26 protein-coding genes are annotated in these 24,210 nt (G+C 63.5%); 13 read left to right on the forward strand and 13 right to left on the reverse strand.

Features of this window, described 5'->3' with window-relative positions:
- Window positions 1-182 precede the first annotated feature (182 nt).
- The 5 genes from P3T17_RS16795 (at window position 183) to P3T17_RS16815 (ending at window position 5,003) form a co-directional block, all read left to right on the forward strand.
- On the forward strand, window positions 183-1,115 hold the full coding sequence (locus P3T17_RS16795; RefSeq protein WP_429408010.1) for a dihydrodipicolinate synthase family protein: 933 nt from the start codon (window positions 183-185) through the stop codon (window positions 1,113-1,115).
- A 362-nt stretch (window positions 1,116-1,477) separates the two neighbouring features.
- Window positions 1,478-2,050 (forward strand): RNA polymerase sigma factor, encoded by a 573-nt coding sequence (locus tag P3T17_RS16800; RefSeq protein WP_074268953.1) that lies wholly within the window; start codon window positions 1,478-1,480, stop codon window positions 2,048-2,050.
- Window positions 2,047-2,847, forward strand: coding sequence for an anti-sigma factor (locus P3T17_RS16805; RefSeq protein WP_429408012.1), 801 nt, complete (start codon window positions 2,047-2,049; stop codon window positions 2,845-2,847). Before P3T17_RS16800 ends, P3T17_RS16805 begins: the two co-directional genes overlap by 4 nt.
- 59 nt (window positions 2,848-2,906) lie before the next feature.
- Window positions 2,907-4,184 (forward strand): NAD(P)/FAD-dependent oxidoreductase, encoded by a 1,278-nt coding sequence (locus P3T17_RS16810; protein ID WP_429408014.1) that lies wholly within the window; start codon window positions 2,907-2,909, stop codon window positions 4,182-4,184.
- A gap of 117 nt (window positions 4,185-4,301) precedes the next feature.
- The gene (locus P3T17_RS16815; RefSeq protein WP_074268956.1) at window positions 4,302-5,003 is read left to right on the forward strand and encodes a TetR/AcrR family transcriptional regulator; all 702 of its coding nucleotides are present in this window, start codon (window positions 4,302-4,304) and stop codon (window positions 5,001-5,003) included.
- Between the two features lie 15 nt (window positions 5,004-5,018).
- Here P3T17_RS16815 and P3T17_RS16820 read toward each other — a convergent pair whose 3' ends face one another.
- Genes P3T17_RS16820 through aroQ form a run of 3 tightly spaced genes read right to left on the reverse strand, consistent with a single transcriptional unit; the run spans window position 5,019 to window position 7,761 of the window.
- A complete protein-coding gene (locus tag P3T17_RS16820) occupies window positions 5,019-6,389 on the reverse strand; it encodes an MFS transporter (protein WP_429408016.1) in 1,371 nt (456 codons plus the stop codon).
- A gap of 50 nt (window positions 6,390-6,439) precedes the next feature.
- Complete coding sequence (locus P3T17_RS16825; RefSeq protein WP_429408018.1) at window positions 6,440-7,309, reverse strand: shikimate dehydrogenase; 870 nt, start codon at window positions 7,307-7,309, stop codon at window positions 6,440-6,442.
- The gene (gene aroQ, locus P3T17_RS16830) at window positions 7,306-7,761 is read right to left on the reverse strand and encodes a type II 3-dehydroquinate dehydratase (RefSeq protein WP_429285881.1); all 456 of its coding nucleotides are present in this window, start codon (window positions 7,759-7,761) and stop codon (window positions 7,306-7,308) included. Before aroQ ends, P3T17_RS16825 begins: the two co-directional genes overlap by 4 nt.
- Window positions 7,762-8,001: 240 nt before the next feature.
- Between aroQ and P3T17_RS16835 the strand changes: the two genes are divergently transcribed.
- The 4 genes from P3T17_RS16835 (at window position 8,002) to P3T17_RS16850 (ending at window position 12,260) form a co-directional block, all read left to right on the forward strand.
- A complete protein-coding gene (locus P3T17_RS16835; protein ID WP_429408020.1) occupies window positions 8,002-9,897 on the forward strand; it encodes a bifunctional sugar phosphate isomerase/epimerase/4-hydroxyphenylpyruvate dioxygenase family protein in 1,896 nt (631 codons plus the stop codon).
- A gap of 182 nt (window positions 9,898-10,079) precedes the next feature.
- Window positions 10,080-11,261, forward strand: coding sequence for a porin (locus P3T17_RS16840; RefSeq protein ID WP_429408021.1), 1,182 nt, complete (start codon window positions 10,080-10,082; stop codon window positions 11,259-11,261).
- Window positions 11,262-11,526: 265 nt separating this feature from the next.
- Window positions 11,527-11,856 carry a hypothetical protein gene (locus P3T17_RS16845; protein ID WP_074268962.1) on the forward strand — a complete coding sequence of 110 codons (330 nt, stop codon included), beginning with the start codon at window positions 11,527-11,529 and terminating at the stop codon, window positions 11,854-11,856.
- Between the two features lie 200 nt (window positions 11,857-12,056).
- On the forward strand, window positions 12,057-12,260 hold the full coding sequence (locus P3T17_RS16850) for a hypothetical protein (protein ID WP_143787772.1): 204 nt from the start codon (window positions 12,057-12,059) through the stop codon (window positions 12,258-12,260).
- An 82-nt stretch (window positions 12,261-12,342) separates the two neighbouring features.
- On the opposite strand, the gene P3T17_RS16855 is transcribed toward P3T17_RS16850, so the two are convergent.
- From P3T17_RS16855 to P3T17_RS16880, 6 genes are all read right to left on the reverse strand, one after another.
- On the reverse strand, window positions 12,343-12,678 hold the full coding sequence (locus P3T17_RS16855; RefSeq protein WP_074268963.1) for a hypothetical protein: 336 nt from the start codon (window positions 12,676-12,678) through the stop codon (window positions 12,343-12,345).
- 14 nt (window positions 12,679-12,692) lie between these two features.
- Complete coding sequence (locus tag P3T17_RS16860) at window positions 12,693-13,460, reverse strand: helix-turn-helix domain-containing protein (protein WP_429408023.1); 768 nt, start codon at window positions 13,458-13,460, stop codon at window positions 12,693-12,695.
- Between the two features lie 72 nt (window positions 13,461-13,532).
- Window positions 13,533-14,825, reverse strand: a complete 1,293-nt coding sequence (locus tag P3T17_RS16865; RefSeq protein WP_429408524.1) for an FAD-dependent oxidoreductase — start codon at window positions 14,823-14,825, stop codon at window positions 13,533-13,535.
- A 2-nt stretch (window positions 14,826-14,827) separates the two neighbouring features.
- Window positions 14,828-15,097 (reverse strand): (2Fe-2S)-binding protein, encoded by a 270-nt coding sequence (locus P3T17_RS16870; protein ID WP_429408025.1) that lies wholly within the window; start codon window positions 15,095-15,097, stop codon window positions 14,828-14,830.
- Window positions 15,090-16,235 carry an NAD(P)/FAD-dependent oxidoreductase gene (locus P3T17_RS16875; protein ID WP_429408027.1) on the reverse strand — a complete coding sequence of 382 codons (1,146 nt, stop codon included), beginning with the start codon at window positions 16,233-16,235 and terminating at the stop codon, window positions 15,090-15,092. The genes P3T17_RS16870 and P3T17_RS16875 overlap by 8 nt, the downstream gene beginning before the upstream one ends.
- The gene (locus P3T17_RS16880; protein ID WP_429408029.1) at window positions 16,232-17,179 is read right to left on the reverse strand and encodes a 4-hydroxyproline epimerase; all 948 of its coding nucleotides are present in this window, start codon (window positions 17,177-17,179) and stop codon (window positions 16,232-16,234) included. The genes P3T17_RS16875 and P3T17_RS16880 overlap by 4 nt, the downstream gene beginning before the upstream one ends.
- Before the next feature lie 370 nt (window positions 17,180-17,549).
- Here P3T17_RS16880 and P3T17_RS16885 point away from each other — a divergent pair, with 370 nt between their 5' ends.
- The gene (locus P3T17_RS16885; RefSeq protein ID WP_429408030.1) at window positions 17,550-18,455 is read left to right on the forward strand and encodes a dihydrodipicolinate synthase family protein; all 906 of its coding nucleotides are present in this window, start codon (window positions 17,550-17,552) and stop codon (window positions 18,453-18,455) included.
- Window positions 18,456-18,460: 5 nt separating this feature from the next.
- Here P3T17_RS16885 and P3T17_RS16890 read toward each other — a convergent pair whose 3' ends face one another.
- Window positions 18,461-19,180: a response regulator transcription factor gene (locus tag P3T17_RS16890; RefSeq protein WP_074268969.1), complete on the reverse strand. Its 720-nt coding sequence runs from the start codon at window positions 19,178-19,180 to the stop codon at window positions 18,461-18,463.
- Between the two features lie 202 nt (window positions 19,181-19,382).
- Between P3T17_RS16890 and P3T17_RS16895 the strand changes: the two genes are divergently transcribed.
- On the forward strand, window positions 19,383-20,885 hold the full coding sequence (locus tag P3T17_RS16895; RefSeq protein ID WP_429408031.1) for an MFS transporter: 1,503 nt from the start codon (window positions 19,383-19,385) through the stop codon (window positions 20,883-20,885).
- Window positions 20,886-21,011: 126 nt separating this feature from the next.
- On the opposite strand, the gene P3T17_RS16900 is transcribed toward P3T17_RS16895, so the two are convergent.
- Both P3T17_RS16900 and P3T17_RS16905 read right to left on the reverse strand, forming a co-directional pair.
- Complete coding sequence (locus tag P3T17_RS16900) at window positions 21,012-21,284, reverse strand: hypothetical protein (RefSeq protein ID WP_074268971.1); 273 nt, start codon at window positions 21,282-21,284, stop codon at window positions 21,012-21,014.
- Between the two features lie 158 nt (window positions 21,285-21,442).
- The gene (locus P3T17_RS16905) at window positions 21,443-21,874 is read right to left on the reverse strand and encodes a DoxX family protein (RefSeq protein ID WP_074268972.1); all 432 of its coding nucleotides are present in this window, start codon (window positions 21,872-21,874) and stop codon (window positions 21,443-21,445) included.
- Window positions 21,875-22,138: 264 nt separating this feature from the next.
- On the opposite strand from P3T17_RS16905, the gene P3T17_RS16910 reads away from it, so the two are divergent.
- Window positions 22,139-22,864 carry a DeoR/GlpR family DNA-binding transcription regulator gene (locus tag P3T17_RS16910; protein WP_074268973.1) on the forward strand — a complete coding sequence of 242 codons (726 nt, stop codon included), beginning with the start codon at window positions 22,139-22,141 and terminating at the stop codon, window positions 22,862-22,864.
- A 6-nt stretch (window positions 22,865-22,870) separates the two neighbouring features.
- Here the strand turns inward: P3T17_RS16910 and P3T17_RS16915 are convergent, their stop codons facing one another.
- Window positions 22,871-23,272, reverse strand: a complete 402-nt coding sequence (locus tag P3T17_RS16915; RefSeq protein WP_074268974.1) for a VOC family protein — start codon at window positions 23,270-23,272, stop codon at window positions 22,871-22,873.
- A gap of 163 nt (window positions 23,273-23,435) precedes the next feature.
- On the opposite strand from P3T17_RS16915, the gene P3T17_RS16920 reads away from it, so the two are divergent.
- A complete protein-coding gene (locus P3T17_RS16920) occupies window positions 23,436-24,203 on the forward strand; it encodes an SDR family oxidoreductase (RefSeq protein ID WP_429408032.1) in 768 nt (255 codons plus the stop codon).
- Window positions 24,204-24,210: the final 7 nt, after the last annotated feature.

Raw genomic sequence — 24,210 nt, forward strand, 5'->3', positions numbered from 1 at the left:
GGCCGGAACGGACCGCCGTATAGTCGGTCCTGGAGACAATCAGATGCCCCCACGGGCGACCGAGCCGCGCGGCTGCCTACGCTTGCGCCGGGCGACACCGACCTTTATCTCTACCCTCTGGCAACACGTTTTAGCCCATCCATCAGGTCAACACGAAAGCTCATCGTCAAGCACACCCAGCCATGAACCAAGCAACCCACCCGACACCTTATCGCGGCGTCTTTCCCGTCGCGCCGACCATCTTCGACGACAACGGCCAACTCGACCTCGAAGGTCAAAAGCGCTGCCTCGACTTCATGATCGACGCGGGCTCCAACGGCCTGTGCATCCTCGCGAATTTCTCCGAGCAGTTCACGCTCTCCGACGACGAACGCAGCACGCTGATCAACGTAGCGCTGGAGCATGTCGCCGGACGCGTGCCGGTGATCGTCACGACCACGCATTTCAGCTCCTACCAGTGTGCACAGCGTAGCCGCGCCGCGCAGGATGCGGGCGCCGCGATGGTCATGGTCATGCCGCCGTATCACGGCGCGACGATCCGGGTGGGTGAGCGCGGCATCTATGAGTTCTATAAGAAGGTCTCGGACGCGATCGATATTCCAATCATGATCCAGGACGCCCCGGTTGCCGGCACGGCCCTCTCGGCACCTTTTCTGGCGAAGATGGCGCGCGAGTTGCGCAACGTCTCGTACTTCAAGATTGAAGTCCCGCAGGCGGCCTCGAAGCTGCGCGAACTGATCGAACTCGGTGGGGACTCGATCGTCGGCCCGTGGGATGGCGAAGAAGCCATCACGCTGATGGCCGATCTGGATGCGGGCGCAACCGGTGCGATGACGGCCGGCGGCTATCCCGACGGCATCCGGCTGATCGTCGATGCCTATGCGGCCGGCGACACCGAAGAGGCCGCGGCTCAATATCAGCGCTGGCTGCCGCTCATCAACTTCGAGAATCGCCAAGGTGGGCTCGCGGCCTGCAAGGCGCTCATGAAGGAAGGCGGCGTGATCCGCTCTGAGGCGGTACGTCATCCGCTGCTGCCGATGCACCCCGCTACCCGCGCCGGCCTCTTGACCATCGCACGTCGTCTCGACCCGCTGGTGCTGCGCTGGAGCAAGTAATCCGGCTCATTCCGGTCAGGCCGGTGGCGTTTTTCGCCAACCAGCCTGACCATCCCGCCGAATGAGCCTGCTCTACTCCATCTTTACTGCCTGCCCGCCAGACGCTTGCTGTCCCGCCCGGCGTGACGCTGTTCCCGGCACCTGCCCCCGTCGGAATACAGCACTGGTCACCACCCCTACCCCGTCCTCCCTTCCCTGCGCGGCCATTGGCAAGCGGCGGTTATGGCTCTTGGCGCAGGACTGCCTACGACCCCTATACGTAGCCACAGGCGCAACGGATGCAGATAAGGCGTTAGAAATGCGGATATAACCCTCGACGGAAATTGAGTAACATACCTCCGCATGCCATCACTCATTTCCCCATGACCGCAAACACTCACGAACTAACGCCGGAGACGCTCACCGAGTTGCTCGAACGCATTGCCAGGGAGGATTCTGCGGCACTGCGGGAGCTATATGACGCCGCGGCACCGAAACTGTTTGGCCTTGCGCTCCGTATATTGAGCAAGCATGAGTGGGCCGAAGAGGTCCTGCAGGATAGCTTCGTCAACATCTGGCGGTTTGCGGGAGACTACCGGCGCGGTTTGTCGGCTCCCATGACCTGGATGTCGGCGATCGTCCGCAACCGTGCGCTCGATCACCTGCGGCGGGTGAATACGCAGGAAACAGAATGGAGTGATGCGTTGGACGATCTTGTGGCCACGGGGGATCCTGATCCGGAAGCGCTGTCGGCAGTAAGCCTGCAGGCACGGCTTCTGGACGGCTGCATGCAGCAGCTCGAACCGGCGCAGCGGCAGGCAGTCGCGCTGGCGTATCTGCGCGACCAGAGCCATAGCGAGATTGCGGAGACGCTGACCGTTCCGCTCGGCACGGTCAAGTCGTGGATACGGCGCGGCCTCGCCAAACTGAAAAGCTGTCTGGGGGGTGTGCAATGAATCTGCACCGCTATCCCCAACTGGTCGATATGCTGGCCGCCGAATATGCCGTCGGCACACTGCGCGGTGGCGCGCGGCGACGGCTGCAGTTCTACGCAGAACATGACGTCGTGATTCGCCGCTTGCTGGAAGAATGGCAGCAACGGCTCGAGCCGATGGCTGAACTCGTCCCGGCGCGCATGCCGTCGGCGGCGGTCTGGGAGGCCATCGAGCAGCGGCTCGGTTTCGTCTCCGCGCGTAACGCGGCGGCTGGCCTGCAGCCAGTGCCGCCAGTGCCTTCGGAAGCAGCCGCCCGCCCGGCGCGCAACTGGTTCGACAACCTCGCCTTCTGGCGCGGCTGGGCGATCGGCGTTACCGCGCTCGCGGCGATTGCCGTGGTGGTCGCCGTCCGTTCGCTGCTGCCGTTCGGCGCCGGCCCGTCCGGATCTTCGCAGACGGTCGCGGAGCAAGGCGAAGCCGTGGTGTCGCACGTGGCGGTGCTCAACAACAAGGACGCGCAACCGGTCCTGCTGGTGGCATGGGACGAAGCTCATTCGTCCATGACGCTGCACCGCCTCGGCGATGTCCAGTTGCCACCTGACCGGGCAATGCAGTTGTGGGGTATCCCGGCAAGCGGCCATCCGGTCTCGCTTGGGATCATGCCCAACAGTGGCAACGGCAAGGTCACGGCGGGGCAGCAACGGCCTGAAAACTACGCTGCCCTCGCCATCTCGATCGAGCCGCCCGGCGGCTCGCCGAATCCGGACGGCCCGAGCGGTCCGGTTGTATTCAGCGGCAAGCTGTTGCCGGTGTCCTGATCTCAACGTCTTATGCCGGCGCCTGCCTGACAAAAGCAGGCGCCGGCTCTCTCCCTCTCATGCAAAGCTTTTACGAAGCCACCGTGGTTCGCCCCGAGCGGGCGTCTCTGTCCGGCAAGCGCGCCGCCGACGTATGCATTATCGGCGGCGGCCTCGCCGGTTTGTCGACAGCGCTTGGACTTGTCGAGCGCGGCGTGCACGACGTGGTCGTGCTCGAAGCGCAGCAAGTGGGGTTCGGCGCGTCCGGGCGCAACGGCGGTTTCGTGTTCGGCGGCTACAGCCTCGACTGCGCCGATCTGCTCAACGTCCTCGGACCTGCACGGGCTCGCGAGCTCTACGCGCTCACCACCGACGCGGTCGATCTGATGCGGCAGCGTATCAGGCGCTACGGGATCGAATGCGACGACACCCACGCTGGTGTGATTCTCGCGAACTGGTTCAACGAACCGGCACGCCTCGAGACGCAGCGGCGCCTGATGAAAGACTCGTTCGCTGTCGAGTGGGAACCAGTCGACGCCGCCACGCTCGCCACGCAACTGAAAACGCGGCGCTATCACGGCGGCCTGCTGGAGCGCAACGCGTTTCACTTCCATCCGCTGAAGTATGTCCTCGGCGTCGCGGCTGCCGTCGCCGCGGCGGGTGCGCAAATCTACGAGCACTCGCCAGTCGTAAGGCTGCAGCGGCGGGGCAGCGGCTATCTGGTCGAGACCGCCAGCGGCGCCGTCGAGGCACGGCAAGTCGTGATGGCGGGCGGCGGCTACGCGCGCAACGTCTACCGCCAGGTCGAACGCGCGGTGCTGCCGATCGCCACCTACGTCATGGCGACAGAGCCGCTGGGCGAGCGTCTGAAAGAGGCGATCAATACCGCCGCGGCAATTTACGACACGCGCTTCGCCTTCGACTACTACCGCCCGCTGCCCGACACGCGCATCCTCTGGGGCGGCCGGATCTCCGTGCGCAACCGCGAGCCGGAGGCCATCGCCAGGCTGCTGCGGGCCGATCTGCTGAAGGTCTATCCGCAACTGCACGACGTGCGAGTCGAGTATGCATGGGGCGGCCTGATGAGCTACGCGCGGCACAAGATGCCGCAGATTGGCCAGAGCGCCGACGGTGTCTGGTACGCGGTCGGCTTCGGCGGACACGGAATGGCTCCCACTACCGTTTCAGGCGAACTGCTGGCGGCGGCGATTGCCGGCGAGCGGGCGGTCCCGGAAGCGTTCGCCACGTTCGGACTGACGCCCACGTTCGGCACGCTCGGGCTGGCCGCCGCGCAGTTGACCTACACCGCCATGCAAGCCCGCGACGCTCTCGCGGCACGCCGCCGGACGCGTTCCTGATACCCTCCGCCGCGCGCCCGACATCGCACTGCAAACCCGCCGCAGGCGGTAAAACGCAGCAACAAGCGGCGATTTTCGCCATGCTAGAATGCGCCGTCATCGCCGCTTAAGCACACAATGAAAAAGGGAAGCAAGGCCGCCGCGCCGGATCAGAGCGGCATCCCGTCCGAACCTCGGGGCAGCGACGCCCGCCGCAAGTACGATCCCGAAGAGACGAAACGCAACATCCTCGAAGTCGCCACCCAGGAGTTTTCCGCCATGGGGCTGACCGGTGCGCGCGTGGACGCCATCGCCGAGCGCACCAATACCACCAAGCGGATGCTGTACTACTACTTCGAGAGCAAGGAAGGCTTATACCAGGCCGTGCTCGAGAAGGTGTACGGCGACATTCGTGCGCTCGAACAGGATCTGCACGTCAGCGAACTCGATCCCGTGGAAGGGATGCGCAAGCTGGTCGAATTTACCTTCGATTATCACGACCGTCATCGCGACTTCGTGCGCCTCATTACCATCGAGAACATTCACGGCGCCAAGTACGTCGAGCAGTTGAAGACGTTCAAAAACCGCAACGCGAGCGCGATCGAAACCATCGAAGATCTGCTAGCGCGCGGCGTCGCAAGCGGGCAGTTTCGCAGCGACGTGGATGCGATCGATCTGCACCTGCTGATCAGCTCGTTGTGCTTTCACCGGATCGGCAATCGCCACACGTTCGGCACCGCCTTCGGCCGCGATCCGTCGCACCCGCGCCTGCGCACGCGGCACCGGGCCATGGTGGTCGACGCCGTGCTGCGCTTCGTGCGCAACGAAGCGCAACACTGACGCGCGCTGGCCGGCTCAATCGGTCAGCACGATCCGCTTGATATCGCCGACGATAAAGATGTACGACAGTGCGCCGATCAGCGCGATCGCGCCGATGAACACCAGCGCGCCGACGAACGAGCCGGTCCACGCCACGATCAGCCCCACCGCCAGCGGCGTAATGATCCCAGCCAGATTCGCCGCAAAGTTGAAGATGCCGCCCGTCACGCCGAGCAGGCCGTCCGGTGCGATGTCCGAGACGAGCGTCCAGCCGAGCGCCGCCATCCCCTGCGCAAAGAACGCTACAGACAGAATCACGATCACCGTCACGTTGCTTTCGACGTAGTTGGCCAGCACGATCGTCGAGGCAAGCAGCAGCCCGGCGATGATCGGCAGCTTGCGCGCCACGTTCGGCGAGATGCCGCGCCGCAGCAGCCAGTCCGAAAACGTGCCGCCGAACATCACGCCGATCGACGCCGCAATGAACGGCATGATCGCGAAGAAGCCGATCTTGAGCCAGGCCATATGACGCTCGGTGGCCAGATAGGTCGGGAACCACGTGAGGAAGAACACCAGCGTCGAATTGCCGGCGAACTGGCCGAGACAGATGCCGGTGAGCTGGCGATGCTTGAGCAGTTGTCCAATGGTGCGCCACTCGAAGCCGCCCGACTTCGGCTTCGCTTCGCCCGTGTTGTTCTTGCGATGGGTAAGGCCGCCGCCTGCTTCGATGTAATCGAGTTCCGCCGCGTTGGCCGCCGGATGATCGCGCGGTTCGCGGTAGCAGAACCACCAGACGAGGCCAAACACCAGGCCTACGGCGCCCACCACGTAGAACAGCGAGCGCCAGCCGAACGCACCCATCAGCGCGAACAGGAATGGGCTGAAGAACGCGAGGCCGATATATTCGCCGACGGTGTAGGTGCCCGTCGCCATCGCCCGCTCGCTTTGCGGAAACCACGTCGCCACGACGCGGCTGTTGGTCGGAAAGCACGGCGACTCTGCGACCCCCAACCCAAGCCGGAATGCAAACAGCGGCGCAATGCCGTGCACCAGTCCCTGGGCGAGCGTGCACAGGGACCAGAACGTCATCGACAGAAAGTACGTGACCTTGCTGCCGAAGCGGTCGAGAAACAGTCCACCCGGAATCTGCGACGCCACGTAGCTCCACGAGAAAACCGAAAACATCAGGCCCATCAGCGCCGCATTGATGCCCAGTTCCTTCGTCAGCTGCGGCGCCGCAATGCCGAGCACGGTACGGTCGAGATAGTTGATCATCGTACCGATCGCGAGCAGCGCGAGGATACGGTAGCGCACCTTTGTACGGCGCGCGCCGGCCACGGCGGCGTTAGCGGTCTGCGGGCCCGGCTTCGGAAGATCGGAATGGGCGGAATGAAGCGGATGCGGCATCTTTTGTCTCCTTCGTGTCTCGTTAGATTTGTGGCACGGCCGGCCGCTGTCTACTCGCGCGGCAACAGCGTCTGGAAGTGAGCGAACATCCGCTCGGCATCCGGCTCCAGTCCGGTAAAAATGCGGAAGGCGTCGACCGCCTGATAGACCGCCATTCCGCCACCGGACAGCGTGCGGCAACCCGCTGCTTCGGCCGCCCGCAACAGTGCTGTACGAATCGGGAAATAGACGATATCGGCCACCCACAAGCCGCTGTGCAGCAACTCAGCCGGCAGCGGCATGCCGGGCAACTTGGCCATGCCGGTCGGCGTCGCGTGAATCAGGCCGTTGGCGTGGGCGAGCGCATCGGCAAGCGAGTCGCCTGCACGCACCATCGAAGCGGGGAAGCGCGCCTGCAATTCATCGGCGAGGATGTGCGCGCGGGACGCGTCCACATCGAACAGCGTCAGCGCCTGCGCCCCCATCTGCAATGCCGCATGGGCGACAGCCGCACCCGCGCCGCCTGCGCCCAGTTGCACGACGCGTTCGAGCGATACGTCCGGCAAACCTCGCTCGAAGGCGCGGGCAAAACCGGACCAGTCGGTGTTGTGGCCGATACGCTTGCCGTCCTTCAGCAGTACTGTGTTGACGGCGCCTAACGCATGAGCGTCAGGAGATAGTTCGTCCAGCAGAGGAATGATCTGCTGCTTGCATGGGTACGTGACGTTCAGGCCGTTGAAACCCATCCGCTCGGCCGCGACGAGAATGTCGGGCAACGCGGAGACGTCGACCTTCAGCGCTTCCAGATCGATACGGCGATACACGTAACGCAGACCGAGCTGGCTACCCTCTTCCTCATGCATCGCCGGTGTCAGCGAACCGCCGATGCCGGAGCCGATCAGCCCGACCAGATACGATTTGTTGCTAGCCGACATCGTCATTTTGCAGTCCTCGCCTTCAGAATCACCGCCATCCGTTCCAGTGCCAGCACGTAGCCCTGCGTGCCGCAGCCGATGATCACCGCCTCGGCAATCGGCGACACATACGAGTGATGCCGGAACGCTTCGCGGCGATGCACATTGGAAATGTGCACTTCGATCACCGGCTTGTCGATCGCGGTCAGTGCATCGGCTAGTGCCACGGACGTATGCGTATAGGCCGCAGGATTGATGATCACGCCGTCCACCTTGATACGGGCCGCGTGCAGCCAGTCGATCAGTTGATGCTCCGCGTTCGACTGGCAGAAGTCGAGCGCCAGATCGAGCCGCTGTGCTGCGTCGCGGCACATGCGCCCCACGTCTTCGAGCGTTTCGGAGCCGTAAATGGCCGGTTCACGCGTGCCAAGCAGATTGAGATTCGGTCCGTTCAGGACCAGTACCGAGGCGAAACTCATTGCAGCCACTCCATAAGATCAGTGCACAGGTCAGGCGGCCGGCGCGCGGCCGCTTTTCCCCATCATGGCGCTAGTGTGCGCCCGATCGACAGTTTGGTCTTCTGGGGTTTATACGAATTTGTACGATCTAGTTAGTTTGTATAGAATCACGAAAAATCCAGCTAATGTGGCGGATAGCGCCCCTTGAGTCGATACTCATAGGTAACGGATTGGTCCATTTCTCGCTTGCAGGAGCCGTTGATGCAAACTTCGATCGCCACCGTTTCGATTAGTGGAACACTGGTAGAGAAGCTGACCGCGATTCAGGCGGCGGGCTTCGACGGCGTCGAGATCTTCGAGAACGACCTGCTCTATTTCGACGGCTCACCCGCCGACGTGCGCCGCATCGCCGCCGATCTCGGTCTGAAAATCATGCTGTTCCAGCCGTTTCGCGATTTCGAGGGCGTGAGCGCCGAGCGGCTCGCGCGCAATCTCGATCGTGTGAAGCGCAAGTTCGATCTGATGCATGAACTGGGCACCGACCGCATTCTGGTCTGCAGCAATGTGCAGGCGGATACGCTGCGCGACGACGCGCTGATCGTCGATCAGCTGGGCGCGCTCGCGCTGGCGGCGCAGCAGGCGGATGTGATTGCCGGTTACGAGGCGCTCGCCTGGGGGCGTCATGTGAATTCGTACCGGCATGCGTGGCGGCTCGTGGATGCCGTCGGTCATCCGAATCTCGGCATCGTGCTCGACAGCTTCCATACGCTGTCGATCGACGATCCGGTGGACGAGATTGCGGCCATTCCAGGCGAGCGCATCACCTTCGTGCAGATCGCCGATGCGCCCAGGCTGGCGATGGATGTGCTCGAATGGAGCCGCCACTACCGCTGCTTTCCTGGCCAGGGCGATTTTGATGTTGCGGGGTTTACTGCGCGTGTGGTCGAAACCGGCTACCAGGGGCCGCTTTCGCTCGAGATTTTCAACGATGGATTTCGCGCAGCACCTACGGCAGCGACCGCAGCGGACGGGCATCGTTCGTTGCTGTTTCTCGAGGAGCAGACGCGTGCGAAGCTTGATCAGCAGGGCCACAGCAAGCAGCGGACCGAACAGCTCTATCAACCGTCTCCTGCCCCTGCTCACATCGGCTTTCAGTTCCTCGAATTCGCAGTGGACGACGCGGCACGCACGCATCTCGCCGACTGGCTCGGCAAACTCGGTTTCCGCAATGCCGGACGGCATCGCTCCAAGGACGTCACGTTGTATCAGCACGGCGCCGCTTCGATCGTGCTGAACGCCGAGGCCGATTCGTTCGCCAGCGCGTTCTTTCAGCAACACGGACTGTCGTTGTGCGCGTCGGCGCTGCGCGTCGATGACGCGAGACTCGCGTTCGAGCGCGCGGCCGGGTTTGGTTATGCGCCGTTCTCGGGCCAGGTCGGACCGAACGAGCGCGTGCTGCCCGCCGTGCGCGCGCCGGATGGCAGCCTCAACTACTTCGTCGACGAAACGCCCGACGAACCCACCCTGTTCGAAGCCGATTTCCTGTTGAACAAAAGCGGCAATATTGCCGAACCTGCGCTTCTGACAAACATCGACCACGTCGTGCTGTCGCTGCCCGCGGACTCGCTCGATACGTGGGTGCTGTTCTTCCGCACGGCCTTCGGCTTCGAGGCGGAGCCGAGCTGGCTGGTGCCCGATCCGTACGGCCTCGTGCGCAGCCGGGCGTTACGCAGCCGCGACGGCTCGGTGCGCATCGCGCTGAACGCTTCAGTGGATCGGCACACGGCGGTGGCAGAGGCGTTGCACGCCTATCGCGGCTCCGGCCTGAATCACGTGGCGTTCCGCACAGGCGACATCTTCTCGGCGATTCCTCGATTCGTCGAAGCCGGTCTGCCGATCCTGCGAATCCCGCGCAACTACTACGACGATCTCGCCGCTCGCTACGCGCTGCCGGACGAGACGATCGAAGCCCTGCGCGCCCGCCACATTCTCTACGACCGCGACGAACGCGGCGGCGAGTTCTTCCACGCCTACACCGCACAACTCGATCAACGCTTCTTCCTCGAAATCGTCGAACGACGCGGCGGCTACGACGGCTACGGCGCTGGGAACGCCGCGGTCCGTCTGGCTGCACAGGCACAGCACCGCAAGCAGTAGATCAACCAGGCGCTCCACCAGGCAGCGCCCCAAGGGGCGTTCAACCAGACCTTGGCATTTTTAGAAAGATGTACCCGAGCACCGAAGCAGTGTTCGGTCAGTTACGGGCCGCGACAGGCCACGTACAAAAAATCAACGCTTTACCTTGGCGATCTTTTCTCACAACGAAGGAGACACAGTCGATGAAGCAGTCCCGTAGCACACTCACCAAACTCGCCTTTACGGCCAGCGCAACCCTCCTCGCCAGTCCGGCTTTCGCGCAAAGCAGCGTCACGCTGTACGGCGCAGTGGACGACGCAATTGTCTATGCCAACAACCAGAAGGGCGCGTCGAACGTCTATCTGCGCCAGGGCAACCTGTATGCGTCGAAATGGGGTCTGCGCGGTGTCGAGGACATTGGCGGCGGCACCACCGTCGTCTTCGATCTGCAGAACGGTTTCGATCCGAATACCGGTGCGCTGTCGTCGTCCACCCAGATCTTCAACCGCCAGGCGTATATCGGCATGCAAAACCCGATGTACGGTACGTTCACCGTGGGTCGGCAATATTCGACGTATTACCAGTTCGTGGGACCGCTCGCTTCTTCCAACTGGCTGACCGGCGCGACCGGCGCACATCCGGGCGATATCGACGGACTCGACACGACGATCCGCATCAACAATTCGCTGATCTACACCACACCTAACTGGAACGGCCTGCAAGCGAGCGGCATGTACGCGCTGGGCGGCATTGCCGGCAGCACCGGCAAGGGCGAGACGATCAGCGCCGGCGTGCGCTACACCACCGGCCCAGTCAATCTCGCCGCGGGCTATCTGCGCATGGACAACGCGCAAGAGACCACCGGCTTCGATGCGGCTTCGACAGGCAGTTTCGGCACCTCGTCGCTCAACACCGGTTACGTGTCGGCGAAGGCGCTCCAGCACATCGCAGCGGCAGCCGACTATACGATCGGCAACCTGATGATGGGTCTCACGTACACCAACGTGCAATACGTAGCAGGCGGCCGTTCCATTTTCCACGACACCGCAATCTTCAATACCTACGCTGCACTGGCCACCTACCGCTTCGCACCGGACTTCGACGTGGCCGGCGCATTCTCGTACACGCTGGCATCGCAAGCCAACGGCATCACCAGCGCCGCGCGCTATCAGCAGTATTCGCTCAAGCAGACTTATCACCTGTCGAAGCGCACCTCGCTGTACGCAGTGCAGGCCTATCAGCGAGCTAGCGGCGAGACGCTCGGTTCGAAGGGAGCGGGCAACATCGTCGAGGCGACGCCGGCGGTCGGTGACTCGCAGAACTCGACGCCGTCATCGACAAACGCGCAGTTCGTCGGCATGTTCGGTATCGCGATCCTCTTTTAAAAGACGGCTGGGCAGGTTTGTGCCGCGCGCGGGGCTGGCCATGCGTGAGTTTGAACGCGTTTTACGGATGCTTTACTTAGGCTTCACATGCGTTCAGGGTTTCGCAAGGTTCCCCCGGCGTCCGCGTCTTCCGAGGGGCACGCTTTTTGCGCCGATATAATGGCGTTTGATCCGCCATCCGCCACCTGACGCGGCGCGCTATCCGCGGCCGACGCCCGTCCGGCGCCGCCCCGCAGGCCGCGAGGACCGATACCCCTGGAGACCTATGAAGAAGTTTGCCGTAGTCCTGTCCGTTCCCCTGCTGCTCAGCGCGTGTGCCTATTTCCAGAATCCGGATTCGGGCGAGCCCGTGATCGACGGCAACACGCAGCGCCCCGTAAGCGACGTGGTGGCGTGCATGACGCAGGAAGCCGCCAAACACAACGCGACGTTCAAGACCACGCCGCTGCCGGAAGGGCAAATGCTCGATTTCGGCGACTCGAACGTCGTCAAGATCCGCGCCGACAACGGCGCTACCACCTACCGCTTTTACGCGGGCAAACGTCACGCCAGCAACCTGTGGATCGAAGGCGCGAGCAAAACCTGCGCTCCGTGACATTCCTGTGACGTAAGTGCCGGTAATCGACGCGACATCGAATGCAACACATTCCTACCGAATGAGGCTCGAGTCTTAAGAATCGTTTAAGACTTGGGCCCCATGATCCACCGGACAATGAAAAGCTGGAGGTGGATATCTTGAACCTGAACAAAACAAATCGCGACGTAAGCGACCCGGCGGTGCCGGCCAAGCGGACCATGCTGCGCCGCCTGTTGAGTCACCATGAACTCGCTACGCTGTTGCTGTTGCTGCATGCGCCGATCGATGCATCCGCGAAACCCGAGATTCCGATGCTGCATGAGGCGGGGCTCGTCGAAACGGTCGCTACCGAAGCCGGTGCACCGCACATTCGTCTGACGCCGGAAGGCAATGCAGTCTTGCGTGGACTCGGCATCCGTTAATTTGGCGGATTGTCTGGCCGCGCAATAGAGCCGGTAACGTTTCCGTTACTCGTCGTGCCATTCGTTTGACTATTGGCAGTTTTCACGCCTGCCATACCGCGTAGCCCGCTTCACGCAGGCCGATCGCCAGTTCCACTTCCATGTCGCGCGCGCCGTCGTAGGGCATCGGATTGAATACTTCATACAGCTCTGGCAGTAGCCGCAGGCCGTAATCGCGCACATAGCGATTCGCCTGGATATCCGCCTTGTGCCGGTCGAAGCGCAGGTCCGGGTCCAGCCCCGTCATTCCCACATACACGCAAGGCTTGTCGAACCGGTAGTCCGGATTCGCACGGCGAAAGCGCGCCTCGTTCCAGACGGTGTCTTCCAGTACGACCACGTAGACGTAATAGTGATGACTCGGACGGCGACGGGCCATTGCGACGCGAACGCTCAGCTAGAGGTGGTCCCGTGCAGCAGCATGCGGTACTCGGTCGGTGTAATGCCGACGGTCGCCTTGAACTGCCGCGTGAACGCGCTGTGATCGGTATAGCCGCACAGGGCGGCCACATCCGTGACCTTGTCGTGCGACACCAGGAGCGCAGTGGCCGCATCCAGCCGCGTTTTCAGCAGCACCTGGCGCGGCGTCAGATGAAAGACCTTGTGAAAGTAGCGTTCGAGCTGCGCTACCGACATATCCGCCATGGCCGCGAGCTGCTTCAGGTTCAGCGGCTGCACATAATTGTCCTGAATGTACTGCACGACCGCGGCGAGCCGGCTGTACGCGGGATGACTGCCCTCGTCCGCTTTCAGATCGCGCGAAATGCCCGCCAGCCCCACCACCTGCCCCGCCGGATCGCGCAACGGTTGCTTGCAGGTCAGGCACCAGCCGGGTTGCCGTCCGGGGTACAGATGCAGTTCCAGCTGATCGACCATCTGGTTGCCGACATTGATGATCGCGATGTCCTGCGCCGTGTAGATGCGCCCGAAGCGGCGCGGGAAGACGTCCTCGGCGGTCCTGCCGAGCAGCGCCGCCTTGTCCTTGTAGCCGCAGCGCGAAGCCAGCGTGCGGTTCACCAGCGCATAGCGCGCCTGGGCATCCTTGACGAAAAACACGACGTCCGGCATCGCATCGAAGACCGGCTCGAGCAGCGTGAAATGCGAGAGCATGCCGGTCAACGTGGCGTCGGGCGGGTCGAGCGGGTGAGCCAGCGTGTTCATCTTGCGTATCCCGTGCATCCGGTGCGTGATCTTGTGCGCTCGATTATAGGTCCGCGCGATGGGGCGAAAAAATCAGGGGCTCGACGAGGGCGATGCGACCCAATCGGCGGCCTTGATGAGCGTGCCGATCTGCGCCGGATGGAATGGCGGACGCGGCTGCGCCGTCTGCCAGCCGAAATACGTGCGAGCGGCCGAGCCGCAGATACGCCCCTGACACGCGCCCATTCCACAGCGGGTGTGCAGCTTGGCGTCGCGCCAGTCGCGATGCAAGCGCACTTCGCCGAGCGTCACGTCTTCACAGCGGCAGAGTATGGTCTCGTCAGCAGGGAGCGCGCGGGCTGCGTCGCCTAAGGCGAAGGTCGTTTCTACTCGCTGCGCGAAACGTTGCCAACGCTGACGTTGCGCGCGCAGTGCGCGCAGGTCCAGCGTGGCATCGCCGCTCGCAATGCATCCTGCCAGCGCGCCTTCGACCCGCGCCAGTTCCATGCCGCCAATCCCCGTGCATTCGCCCGCAGCGAGGACGCCTTCCACTGAGGTGCGCTGCATGTCGTCGACGCGAATCGCGCCGTGTTCATCGAGCGCACAACCGAGCGCCTGGGCGAGCGTCACGTTTGGCACCAGACCATAGCCGCATGCAATGCGGTCGCAGGCGAGCGTGACTTCGCGGGTGCCGCGCACGATCGTCGCCTGCTCCACTCGTCCTGCGCCGCGCGCTTCGCGCACTACGCTGCTGGTCCAGTAGGGCAACCCTGCTCCTCCACGTGTGAGCTGCGCGGCCTGCAGCAACTTCGAAGGCGTGGCCGCGAGCGAGGCGACGAAGCGCGCCAGCGCAAGCGCCGGTGCCTGTTCGACCACCGCCACCACGTGGGCGCCCGCCGCGCGAGCGGTGGCGAGCGCGGCGAGCAGCAATGGGCCGCTGCCGGCGATCACGACGCGCTCGCCGCGTACCGGCGTGCCGCCTTTGATCAACGCCTGCAACGCGCCCGCGCCGGTCACGCCGGGCAGCGTCCAGCCGGCGAACGGCAGCAGCCGCTCACGCGCACCGGTTGCGAGGATCAGTTGGTCGTAGCTGACGCATACGCCACCGTGCCCGGCCGATTCGAGCAGCAGCGCACGTGGCCCCAACGGAGCAACGACACGCGCGGATGACCATACTGTGACGTTCGGATGCTTGCGCAAGGCCGCGTCGACTTCGCTCAATGGCGCCTGCGGGGCGTGACCGGGCCCTTGCCGCCAGACCTGACCGCCGACGCACGGATTGTCGTCGAACACCGCCACGCGTGCGCCCTTCTGCGCTGCGGCTCGCGCCGCGTTCAGCCCGGCCGGACCGGCGCCCGCGACGACGACGTCGTAGTGTTGATCCACGCTCACAAAGGCCCCGTCGTGTGAATGATCTGGCCGTCGCGACAAAGCGTCTGGCACGCGAGCACATGCGCGCGGCCGTCGATGGTGACGCGGCATTCCTGGCATACGCCCATGCCGCACAAGGCAGCACGAGGCTGGCCAGCCACCGAAGTGCGCGTGCCACGCAGGCCTGCAATCGCGAGCGCCGCCACGACCGTCGTTCCGGCTTCGACCTCGATCGTGCGGGAGTCGATCGTCACGCGAATGCGCGCTTTGATGCCCCGGCTAGACATGACACACGCTCTGCGCGAAACGTTGCGGCAAATACGGCTCACATGGGATCGGCGTGGCGTCTCCCGTGATCTGCGATGCAAGCAGTTTCGCCGTCGCGAGAGATGTGGTGACGCCAAGACCTTCGTGCCCCACCGCCACCCATAGATCTGCTGCAGCGTCGCTCATCCGGCTCATCCGCCCCATGCGGCCGATCAACGGCAAGCCATCCGGCGTCGCGGCCCGAAACCCCGTCCACGCACGAATCCCGTTGAGCGATGGCAACGCCGGCAGATAACGCGCCGCGCGCTGCAACATCTGCGCGAGCACGGGCATTTCGACAGCGGGATCGGTCGTGTCGAACTGACGCGACGAGCCGATCAGCAGTTGGCCCGTCGGCCGTGGCTGCGCGTTGAACGCCACAGAGGTGCCCACCGCGTGATGGGCGCTTTTGATGTATCCGAGTTCGAGCAGTTGATGCCGGATCAAACCGGGGTAGCGGTCCGTGATCAGCAGATGACCCTTCTTCGGCTGCAGCGGCAGCGACGGCACCAGCTTCTGCGCGCCCGTGCCGTTAGCCACGATCACATAGGCCGCCTGCTTGCGTTCGCCGTTCGCGAGGGTCGCGCCATGCGCGTCGACGGCTGCCACTTCCGTTGCCAGCCTCACGCGAATATTCACCGCCGCTGGCGATTGCGTGAGCAACCACTCGGCCGCGGTCGGCGCGTAGACGATGCTGTCGTGTTCGATCCGCAGGCCGCCCGCCATGCCAGGTGCGAGCGCGGGTTCGCAGGCACGCAACGCGGCGCTGTCGAGCAGTTGTGCGGCGACGCCTTGCGCGACAAACGTATCGTGCATCGCGCGCGCGGCTTGCCATTCCTCGTCGTCGGTCGCGACCCACAGCGTACCGCAGCGCGAAAACGCGTCACGTGTTCGCAGTTGCGGCGCAAGTTCGAGCCACAAGTCGCGCGAATATGCGCTTAAAGCAAATTCCGCGGGGGAGTCGTTCATCACGACAATGTGGCCCATCCCGGCAGCCGTTGCACCACCACCGATGCCATGCGTATCGAGCACCTCGACCTGCATGCCGCGCGCGGCGAGTTCCGCCGCGCATGCCGCGCCGATAATCCCCGCACCGACGATGAGCGCATCCGCCGTCATGCCGCGCGCAGACCCCAGGCAAACGGATCGCGTTCATCGAAACACAAACGCCCTTCCGCCATGATGTGCGCATGTCCCGTGATGGTCGGCATCACCGTCTTGCCGTCGCCGCTCCCTTGATACGTCGCTTCGAAGACGCTGCCGATAATGCTTTCCTGACGCCACACCGCTCCCTCGGCGAGCTTGCCGTCAGCGGCAAGGCAGGCCACTTTGGCGCTCGTGCCGGTGCCGCATGGCGAGCGGTCGTAAGCGTTGCCCGGACACAGCACGAAGCTGCGGCTGTCGAGACCGTCGCGCGAGCCGGGTCCGAACAGTTCGATATGGTCGATCAGGGCGCCGTCCGCACCCGTGATGTGCTGGGCGATCAGCGCGTCGCGGATTGCCGAACTGAATGCCGTCAACTCGGGAATATGGCGCGCCTCGAGCGTATGGCCATGCTCGGCGATGAGGAAAAACCAGTTGCCGCCCCACGCGATATCGCCGGTCAACACGCCGTGACCGGGAACGTCGACGCTCACCGCCTGACGGTAACGATAAGACGGCACGTTGCGCACCGCGACGCTGCCATCGCCATTGAGCGTGGCCTCGACGATGCCGACCGGCGTCTCGATGCGGTGCTGCCCCGCGCCGATGCGGCCCATATGCGCCAGCGACACGACGAGTCCGATCGTGCCGTGTCCGCACATGCCGAGGTAGCCGACGTTATTGAAGAAGATCACGCCGGCCGTGCAATCGGCGGCATCCGGCTCGCACAGCAGCGCGCCGACGACGACGTCCGAGCCGCGCGGTTCCGTGACGATGCCGGCGCGCCAGTCGTCGAAGCGCGTGCGAAACACGTCGAGCCGCTCGGCCAGCGTCCCGTTACCGAGATCCGGGCCACCGGACACAACCAGGCGGGTCGGTTCACCGCCGGTGTGCGAATCAATCACGTTCAAGGTTTTCATGCTGCAATCTTAGAAATGCCGGCACGGCCAGTCTTGGTGTCATTATGCGCGGATTGTGACGATTTCAGCATAGTGATCGGCGTGGCTCGTCCGCCTTGGCGACGGTCGCCCCGGACTTCCGTTCCGCGAGCCCGAACGCTTCCGCACAGCATTGGCTCCGTATGCCGGGAAGTCTCCCTCGCGCGGTCCCGACGCGGTACGCCCAGATCCCCGTAAGACAGCATCGTCACTGGGCATTCAACGGCCTGGCCGAGCGATTCCCGCATACCGCTTGTGCTGAAATCGTCATCGAAGACGCGCGAATCGCGCAAGACGGCGGCTTTTTCCCTGCTTACACTGCGGTCAACTCATCACATTCAGGAGAGACGTCGTGGCGCACATCTGGGAAGGTGTATTACCCGCAGTCACCACCAAATTTCACGCGGATTTCAGCATAGACCGTGCGTGGACGGCGAAGAATATCGAAGCGCAGATCGAGGCCGGTGTGGATGGCATCATCGTGTGCGGCTCGCTCGGCGAAGCCTCGACCCTGTCGCTCGACGAAAAGCTCGAAGTGCTCGATATCGCCGTGGACGCCTCGCGGGGCCGCGTGCCGGTACTCCTGACGATCGCCGAAAACAGCACGCTCGACGCCTGCCGCCAGGCCGAAGCCGGCACGAAACATGGCGCGGCTGGCTATATGGTGCTGCCGGGTCTGCGCTATCTGTCGGACCGGCGCGAGACGCTGCACCACTTCCGTAGCGTCGCAAAAGCTAGCGCGTTGCCGCTAATGATTTATAACAACCCGCTCGCGTACGGCGTCGACACCACGCCTGAGATGTTCGCCGAACTCGCCGACGAGAAGAAGATCGTCGCCATCAAGGAATCGTGCGGCGACGTGCGCCGGGTGACCGACCTGATCAACGCGGTGGGCGATCGCTACGCGATTCTGTGCGGCGTGGACAACCTCGCCATGGAAGCCACCCTGATGGGCGGTCACGGCTGGGTGGCGGGTCTCGTATGCGCGTTTCCGCATGAGACGGTCGCGATTTACAAGCTGATCAAGGCAGGCCGCGTTGAGGAAGCGCGCGCGATCTACCGCTGGTTTGCGCCGCTGCTCGCGCTCGATGTCTCGCCGAAGCTGGTGCAGAACATCAAGCTCGCCGAAGCGATGGTGGGACTCGGCACGGAGCATGTGCGCCCGCCGCGTCTGCCGCTCGCAGGCGACGAACGCAAGGCGGTCGAAGCGCTGGTTCGCCACTCGCTCGAAACGCGGCCCAAGCTGCCGTCGCTCTGAGCAGATCAGGCCGCGGCTTTCTCGATCTCGGCTTCGGCCTGATGCAGGCTTAGCAACCGGTAGCCGCTCTTGTAGACCGGTTGCAGACGAAAGCCGTTGTCCTGATCGATCTCGAGCAGCAGACGCAGGCGCGACACGTGGCTGTCGATGGTCCGCGTGAACTCGCGGAATTCGCGGCCCCACACCATCGCGAAGATATGGTCGCGCGACAGGACGCGGCCGATGTTGGCGAAGAACAGTGACGCCAGACGATACTGCGTGCCGGACAGCTGCACAGGCACACCCCGCAACGTCACCAGCTGGCGATGCGCGTCGAAGTGATACGGGCCGGCGTCGAACGTCGCCACGCTAAGGCGGTCCGGGTAGGCGCGCCGCAACAGCGCCGCGATGCGCTCGCGGAATTCCGCCGGGCGCACCGGCAACGGCACATAGTCGTCCGCACCCGCCGCGAAGGCGCGCACCGCGGCGGCCTCCGAGCGGTCGTGCGAAGCGAATACCACCGGCATCCGGTCGCCGCCTACGGCGCGCACCGATTTCAGCACGTCGATACCCGATAGACGCATGCCGTTCCAGTCGAGCACGAGCAGGTCTACGGTCGAACGTGCGAGGGCCTTCGACATGCTCAGACCGTCGTCAAAGGTCGCGCAGGTGTGCCCCGCCTGCTGCAGGATCTGTTCGATCGACTGACTCTGCAGGGGGTCGCGCTGAAGGATGGCAATACGCATGAGAAAAACTCTTAACTGTTGGATCGGACGCGATTCTGTTAGTCGCCCGGCCGCCAGCCCATAGGAGCAATCCTAATTTACCCAATGATCGGCATTGTCCGACAGATGAGCCCTGCGTTCTGACGCCGGCGTTCTCCGCCATACATCGACACTTCATGCCGCGCCGAAACGTCGGCTGCCGCTGAGGCTTACGATGGGTCTTATGAAAACGACCACCGCCCCCTTCACCCCCGCTATCTCGCGCATCGTCGCGACGGTCAGCGTGGGGTTCGTCGTCACGCAGCTCGACGTGACTATCGTCAACATCGCGCTCGCCAAAATCGGCGGCGATCTGCACGCGGACGTCACGGGCCTGCAATGGATCGTCGACGCCTACGCGCTGGCTTTTTCGGTCCTGATGCTGTCCGCCGGCGTGCTCGGCGACCGGCTCGGCGCGCGCCGCATGTATGCCGTCGGCATCGTGATCTTTGCCCTCGCGTCGCTCGCCTGCGGGCTCGCGTTCGACGCCACCATGCTCGTGGCAGCGCGGGCGCTGCAGGGCATCGGCGCCGCCGCGATGCTGCCCAACTCGCTCGCGCTGCTTAACCAGGCCTGCGGACACGATCCAAAGTTGCGGGCGCGGGCTGTGGGTCTGTGGACCGCGGCAGGCGCTGTTTCGATTGCGGCCGGACCGGTGATCGGCGGTCTGCTGATCGCGGGCTTCGGCTGGCGCAGCATCTTTCTCGTCAATCTGCCGATTTGCGCAGCCGGCCTGTTCGCGACCTTCGCCTGGGTGCCGCGGCCGGATGCGACCGCCGTCCCGAACACAACCGTCCCAGGAAATGCACAATCCACCGCACAGGCTGCCCCGCAGCCACGCAGCGTCGACCTGCCCGGCCAGTTACTGGCGATCGTCGCGCTAACGGCGTTTACCGGCGCAGTTATCGAAGGACGTCCGCTCGGCCTCAGCCATCCGCTGGTCGCAGGCGGCTTCATCCTCGCCGTGATCGCGGTCATTGCGTTTGTGACGGTGGAAGCGCGCGTGGCTACCCCGATGTTGCCGCTCTCGCTGTTCCGCAAGCGCACCTTCAGCGCTGCGGTGCTGTTCGGCATCTGCGTGAATCTGACGTACTACGGCATGGTGTTCGTGCTGAGTCTGTATCTGCAACACGTGCGGGGCTACACGCCGCTCGAGGCTGGATTGGCGTTCCTGCCGCTGACCGGCGGATTCCTCGCTTCGAATGTGCTTAGCGGCTGGGTGGTCGGGCGCTATGGCGTGCGTGTGCCGATGATATGCGGTGCGCTGACCGCTGCGCTCGGCTATGGGCTGCTGCATCTGGTGGGCGCAACGACGCCGCTGATCGGACTGCTGGTGCCGTTCCTGCTGATTCCGTCGGGCATGGGCCTCGCGGTGCCGGCCATGACGACCGCTGTGCTGGCTTCGGTGGAACGGCAGCGGGCCGGCACGGCGTCAGCGGTATTGAATACCGCGCGGCAAGCAGGCGGTGCCGTGGGTGTCGCCGCGTTCGGCGCGTTGGTGAGCGGAGCGGGCGCGGCGCATATCGTGTTCGGCATGCAGGTCGCTACCGCGATCTCGACGGGTCTGTTGCTCGCCGCCCTCGTGCTCGGCTGTCTCGTCCATCCGGAACCGCATGCACAGCAACCGGAGAACGATGGCCGCAAGGCATCATCGGGACGTCGTCTGCGAGCTATTGATCGCGGTTAGCACCGCTAGCGCACAATTCAGATCCATCCCCTGAAAGCACAACGCCCACGCTGAGCCCAGCGTGGGCGTTGTGCGTCGCGGCGAACCAGGCAGCGGTGGACCCGCCGTCCGCCCATCGCGCGACAGCTACAGCGACGTCTCCTGAATCTCACCGGATTCGAGCGCGCGCGCAATCAGGCCCTCGCTCTCCACCTTGCTGATCGCATCGGCAATCAGCTTGGCCGGTTCTTCAATCTCGGCCTTGATCGTGCTGATCAAACCGGACGCGTCGAGGACCACCAGCGTTTTCGCGGAATCGGCGAGGCTGATGATCACACGATGCGGCGTCGGCCCTTCGCCGAGGCTCGCGCAAAACTGCATGACGTTGCCACCGATCGTTTGCTCAAAATTTTGAATCATTGTCGACTCCCTTGAAGACACCCTGAATCGGAACGGCATGTTGGATGGAACATGCCCTGCGCAAACGGTCCTGATGCAGCTATCCCAGCAGCAACCTCCGTACCGGGCCCAATAAACGCCGCTTTGCTCACGCTCTCGCGTTTGGGGGATGCGATTCCTCAGCGCCCCAGACCGCTACGCGGCGCGCGGGCGCCGTCGATACTGATACGGCCCGCACCCGTCACGAACAACAGCAGGAAACCACCCGCAATGCCAATGTTCTTCCAGAAGTGAATCACCATGTCATGCTGCACCACGGCATCCGTCACATTCCAGAAATCGTGTCCGAGGACGGCTGTTGCTACCGTGTACACCGCCATGATGAGCGCCAGCGGGCGAATCTTGAAGCCGAGCACGAGAAACAGGCCGCCGAGCGCCTCGACCGCAGTGGCAAGCGGTGCAGCAATCTGCACGAACGGTACGCCCTTCGAATGCAGATAGCCCACGAAACCCGCGTAACCCAACAGTTTCATCACGCCGCCCCAAAGGAACAAAACGGCAAGGGCAAGACGTGCAATGAGGATTACGCCGGAATCGACGGGTCGCGTCATGAGAAAGGACTCCTGTGAACAGATAAGCAAAAGACCGGGCGATGCGCTGTCAGTTCCCGGGAGGTGCATGTCAGAATATGTGCATTGACTCGCTTCTCCAAGCGAAAACGCGTCACGTCGGGCCCTGATACGGAGAATTTTTCCCCTCAAAAAGCGTCCGATTACGCTTCTGATCGCTCGCCGCGCGCGTCCGGTCTTGTTATAATCCTTTCACGATTCCGAACAAAATATAACGAACCCATTGCGTCAGGGCCCGGGACTTCCATGCTGAAAACTGACCGCCTGCGCGCGCTCGCTGACGCGCTGGGCAGACAAAACGTGATGCGCCTGCGCGATGCCGCCGCACTGCTCGGCGTGTCGGAAATGACGGTGCGCCGCGACGTCGCCGCAAGTCCGGGGCAATTCACTTATCTGGGCGGCTACATCGTCAGCGCGACTGACGTACCCAACACCGCCGGGTATTCGCTGGAGCAGGAGAAGGACCACTTCGCGCAAGCCAAGGCTGAGGCCTCGGCGTTCGCCGCGAAGCTGATCGCCGACAACGAAACACTCTTCATCGATTGCGGCACCACCCTCACTACGCTGGCGCGGCTGATTCCTGCCGAGCGGCACGTCACCGTGGTCTGCTACTCGCTGAACGTCGCGGAGATTTTACGGCGCAAACCCAACGTGCGGATGATCCTGCTGGGCGGCGTGTATGTGCCGTCATCGGATTCGTTCGCCGGGGAAGAAAGCATCGAGATGCTGCGCCGCATGGGCATCAACAAGGCGTTCATTTCAGCAGGCGGAGTAGATCCGGCACGCGGCGTCACCTGCTGGAATTTTCATGAGGTCGCGCTCAAGCAGGCGGCCATGGCGAGTGCGGTGGAGCGGCATCTGGTGGTCGATACGAGCAAGTTCGGCGCGGTTAAAGCGGTCCGGTTCTCGCAGGTCGACGATTTCGATTCGATCATCACCGAGAAAGGCCAGGAGTTGCGCCGGCGCAAGTGAGCGCGATCACGGATACGTGGCTACTTCAATCAGGTTGCCATCCGGGTCGCGGCAATACACCGAGGTCATCGGACCACGCGCGCCGGATCGTGCCACCGGGCCGGCCTCGATTTCGATACCGTGTGCCAGCCAATGCGCCTTGACCGTCTCTGGATTCGCCTGCGTCACGAAACACAGATCGGCGCTGCCGGCTACTGGCGCGACGCCGGTAAACCATGCCACCGTATCCGCATCTTTCGGCCGCAGATTGATCTTATGCGAGCCGAAATGAACGGCGACCCGCACACCGGTGCGCGAATCGAAATCGATACGCTGCATGCCCAGTGCGCGGACGTACCATTCGGCACTGGCCTCCACATCCGCCACATTCAGAACGATGTGGTCGATGCTGTCTATCGAGAAGCTCATGATCATCGAAAGTAAGTTGGTGCATCATCAGGTTGAAGTGAGCAGCAGCCTGCCGGAGGATGCGTCGGCAGCGCCGGCCACGTGGGTGCCACTCCTGAAAAGTACCACGTGGAGGAGATTTGCATCGGCTCACTCCTGAATACCCGTCAAAAAGGAAACCCAGATGACTCAGCTATTTGATTTGAGCGGCCGCACTGCCCTCGTCACCGGCTCGGCGCGTGGCATCGGCTTCGCGCTCGCTGAAGGGCTTGCTGCCGCGGGAGCCCGCGTCGTATTGAACGGCACGCGCGCCGATACGGTCGCTCAAGCTGTGGCGCGGCTCAAAGACAAGGGCCTCGACGTCCAGGGCCGTGCCTTCGATGTGACTGACGAACAGGCTGTGGCCGACGCATTCGCGCAGTGGGACACAGACGGTATAAAGATAGACATCCTGATCAATAACGCCGGCATCCAGTTTCGCAAGCCACTCGTAGAACTCGAGTTGAGCGACTGGCAGCGTGTGATCGACACCAACCTCACGAGCGCCTTCATTGTCGCCAGGCAGGCCGCCAAACGCATGATCGCGCGTGGCGCGGGAGGCAAAATCGTCAATATCGGCTCGATTATCAGCGAGAACGCGCGTGCCACCGTGGGCGCGTACGCGGCAGCGAAAGGCGGCATCAAGATGCTCACCAAGGCCATGAGCGCCGAGTGGGCATCATCGAACATCCAGGCCAATGCGATTGGGCCCGGCTATATCCTGACCGATATGAACAAGGCGCTGGTGGAAAACGCAGCGTTCGATGCGTGGGTCAAAAGCAGCAACCCGTCTGAGCGCTGGGGTACGCCCGAGGAACTCGTCGGCACCGCGGTGTATCTTTCGTCAGCGGCATCGAGCTACGTGAACGGCCAGATCATTTATGTCGATGGGGGTTGGCTCGCAGTGCTGTAAGCGATCC

The sequence above is a fragment of the Paraburkholderia sp. GAS82 genome (assembly GCF_050436285.1).
GTDB classification, from domain to species: Bacteria; Pseudomonadota; Gammaproteobacteria; order Burkholderiales; family Burkholderiaceae; genus Paraburkholderia; species Paraburkholderia phenazinium_B.

What these genes read in the sequence shown, in the direction of transcription:
- P3T17_RS16795 (WP_429408010.1), top strand. Translation starts at nt 183, where the DNA reads ATGAACCAAGCAACCCACCCGACACCTTATCGCGGCGTCTTTCCCGTC.
- P3T17_RS16800 (WP_074268953.1), top strand. Translation starts at nt 1,478, where the DNA reads ATGACCGCAAACACTCACGAACTAACGCCGGAGACGCTCACCGAGTTG.
- P3T17_RS16805 (WP_429408012.1), top strand. Translation starts at nt 2,047, where the DNA reads ATGAATCTGCACCGCTATCCCCAACTGGTCGATATGCTGGCCGCCGAA.
- P3T17_RS16810 (WP_429408014.1), top strand. Translation starts at nt 2,907, where the DNA reads ATGCAAAGCTTTTACGAAGCCACCGTGGTTCGCCCCGAGCGGGCGTCT.
- P3T17_RS16815 (WP_074268956.1), top strand. Translation starts at nt 4,302, where the DNA reads ATGAAAAAGGGAAGCAAGGCCGCCGCGCCGGATCAGAGCGGCATCCCG.
- P3T17_RS16820 (WP_429408016.1), bottom strand. Translation starts at nt 6,389, where the DNA reads ATGCCGCATCCGCTTCATTCCGCCCATTCCGATCTTCCGAAGCCGGGC.
- P3T17_RS16825 (WP_429408018.1), bottom strand. Translation starts at nt 7,309, where the DNA reads ATGACGATGTCGGCTAGCAACAAATCGTATCTGGTCGGGCTGATCGGC.
- aroQ (WP_429285881.1), bottom strand. Translation starts at nt 7,761, where the DNA reads ATGAGTTTCGCCTCGGTACTGGTCCTGAACGGACCGAATCTCAATCTG.
- P3T17_RS16835 (WP_429408020.1), top strand. Translation starts at nt 8,002, where the DNA reads ATGCAAACTTCGATCGCCACCGTTTCGATTAGTGGAACACTGGTAGAG.
- P3T17_RS16840 (WP_429408021.1), top strand. Translation starts at nt 10,080, where the DNA reads ATGAAGCAGTCCCGTAGCACACTCACCAAACTCGCCTTTACGGCCAGC.
- P3T17_RS16845 (WP_074268962.1), top strand. Translation starts at nt 11,527, where the DNA reads ATGAAGAAGTTTGCCGTAGTCCTGTCCGTTCCCCTGCTGCTCAGCGCG.
- P3T17_RS16850 (WP_143787772.1), top strand. Translation starts at nt 12,057, where the DNA reads ATGCTGCGCCGCCTGTTGAGTCACCATGAACTCGCTACGCTGTTGCTG.
- P3T17_RS16855 (WP_074268963.1), bottom strand. Translation starts at nt 12,678, where the DNA reads ATGGCCCGTCGCCGTCCGAGTCATCACTATTACGTCTACGTGGTCGTA.
- P3T17_RS16860 (WP_429408023.1), bottom strand. Translation starts at nt 13,460, where the DNA reads ATGAACACGCTGGCTCACCCGCTCGACCCGCCCGACGCCACGTTGACC.
- P3T17_RS16870 (WP_429408025.1), bottom strand. Translation starts at nt 15,097, where the DNA reads ATGTCTAGCCGGGGCATCAAAGCGCGCATTCGCGTGACGATCGACTCC.
- P3T17_RS16875 (WP_429408027.1), bottom strand. Translation starts at nt 16,235, where the DNA reads ATGACGGCGGATGCGCTCATCGTCGGTGCGGGGATTATCGGCGCGGCA.
- P3T17_RS16880 (WP_429408029.1), bottom strand. Translation starts at nt 17,179, where the DNA reads ATGAAAACCTTGAACGTGATTGATTCGCACACCGGCGGTGAACCGACC.
- P3T17_RS16890 (WP_074268969.1), bottom strand. Translation starts at nt 19,180, where the DNA reads ATGCGTATTGCCATCCTTCAGCGCGACCCCCTGCAGAGTCAGTCGATC.
- P3T17_RS16895 (WP_429408031.1), top strand. Translation starts at nt 19,383, where the DNA reads ATGAAAACGACCACCGCCCCCTTCACCCCCGCTATCTCGCGCATCGTC.
- P3T17_RS16900 (WP_074268971.1), bottom strand. Translation starts at nt 21,284, where the DNA reads ATGATTCAAAATTTTGAGCAAACGATCGGTGGCAACGTCATGCAGTTT.
- P3T17_RS16905 (WP_074268972.1), bottom strand. Translation starts at nt 21,874, where the DNA reads ATGACGCGACCCGTCGATTCCGGCGTAATCCTCATTGCACGTCTTGCC.
- P3T17_RS16910 (WP_074268973.1), top strand. Translation starts at nt 22,139, where the DNA reads ATGCTGAAAACTGACCGCCTGCGCGCGCTCGCTGACGCGCTGGGCAGA.
- P3T17_RS16915 (WP_074268974.1), bottom strand. Translation starts at nt 23,272, where the DNA reads ATGAGCTTCTCGATAGACAGCATCGACCACATCGTTCTGAATGTGGCG.
- P3T17_RS16920 (WP_429408032.1), top strand. Translation starts at nt 23,436, where the DNA reads ATGACTCAGCTATTTGATTTGAGCGGCCGCACTGCCCTCGTCACCGGC.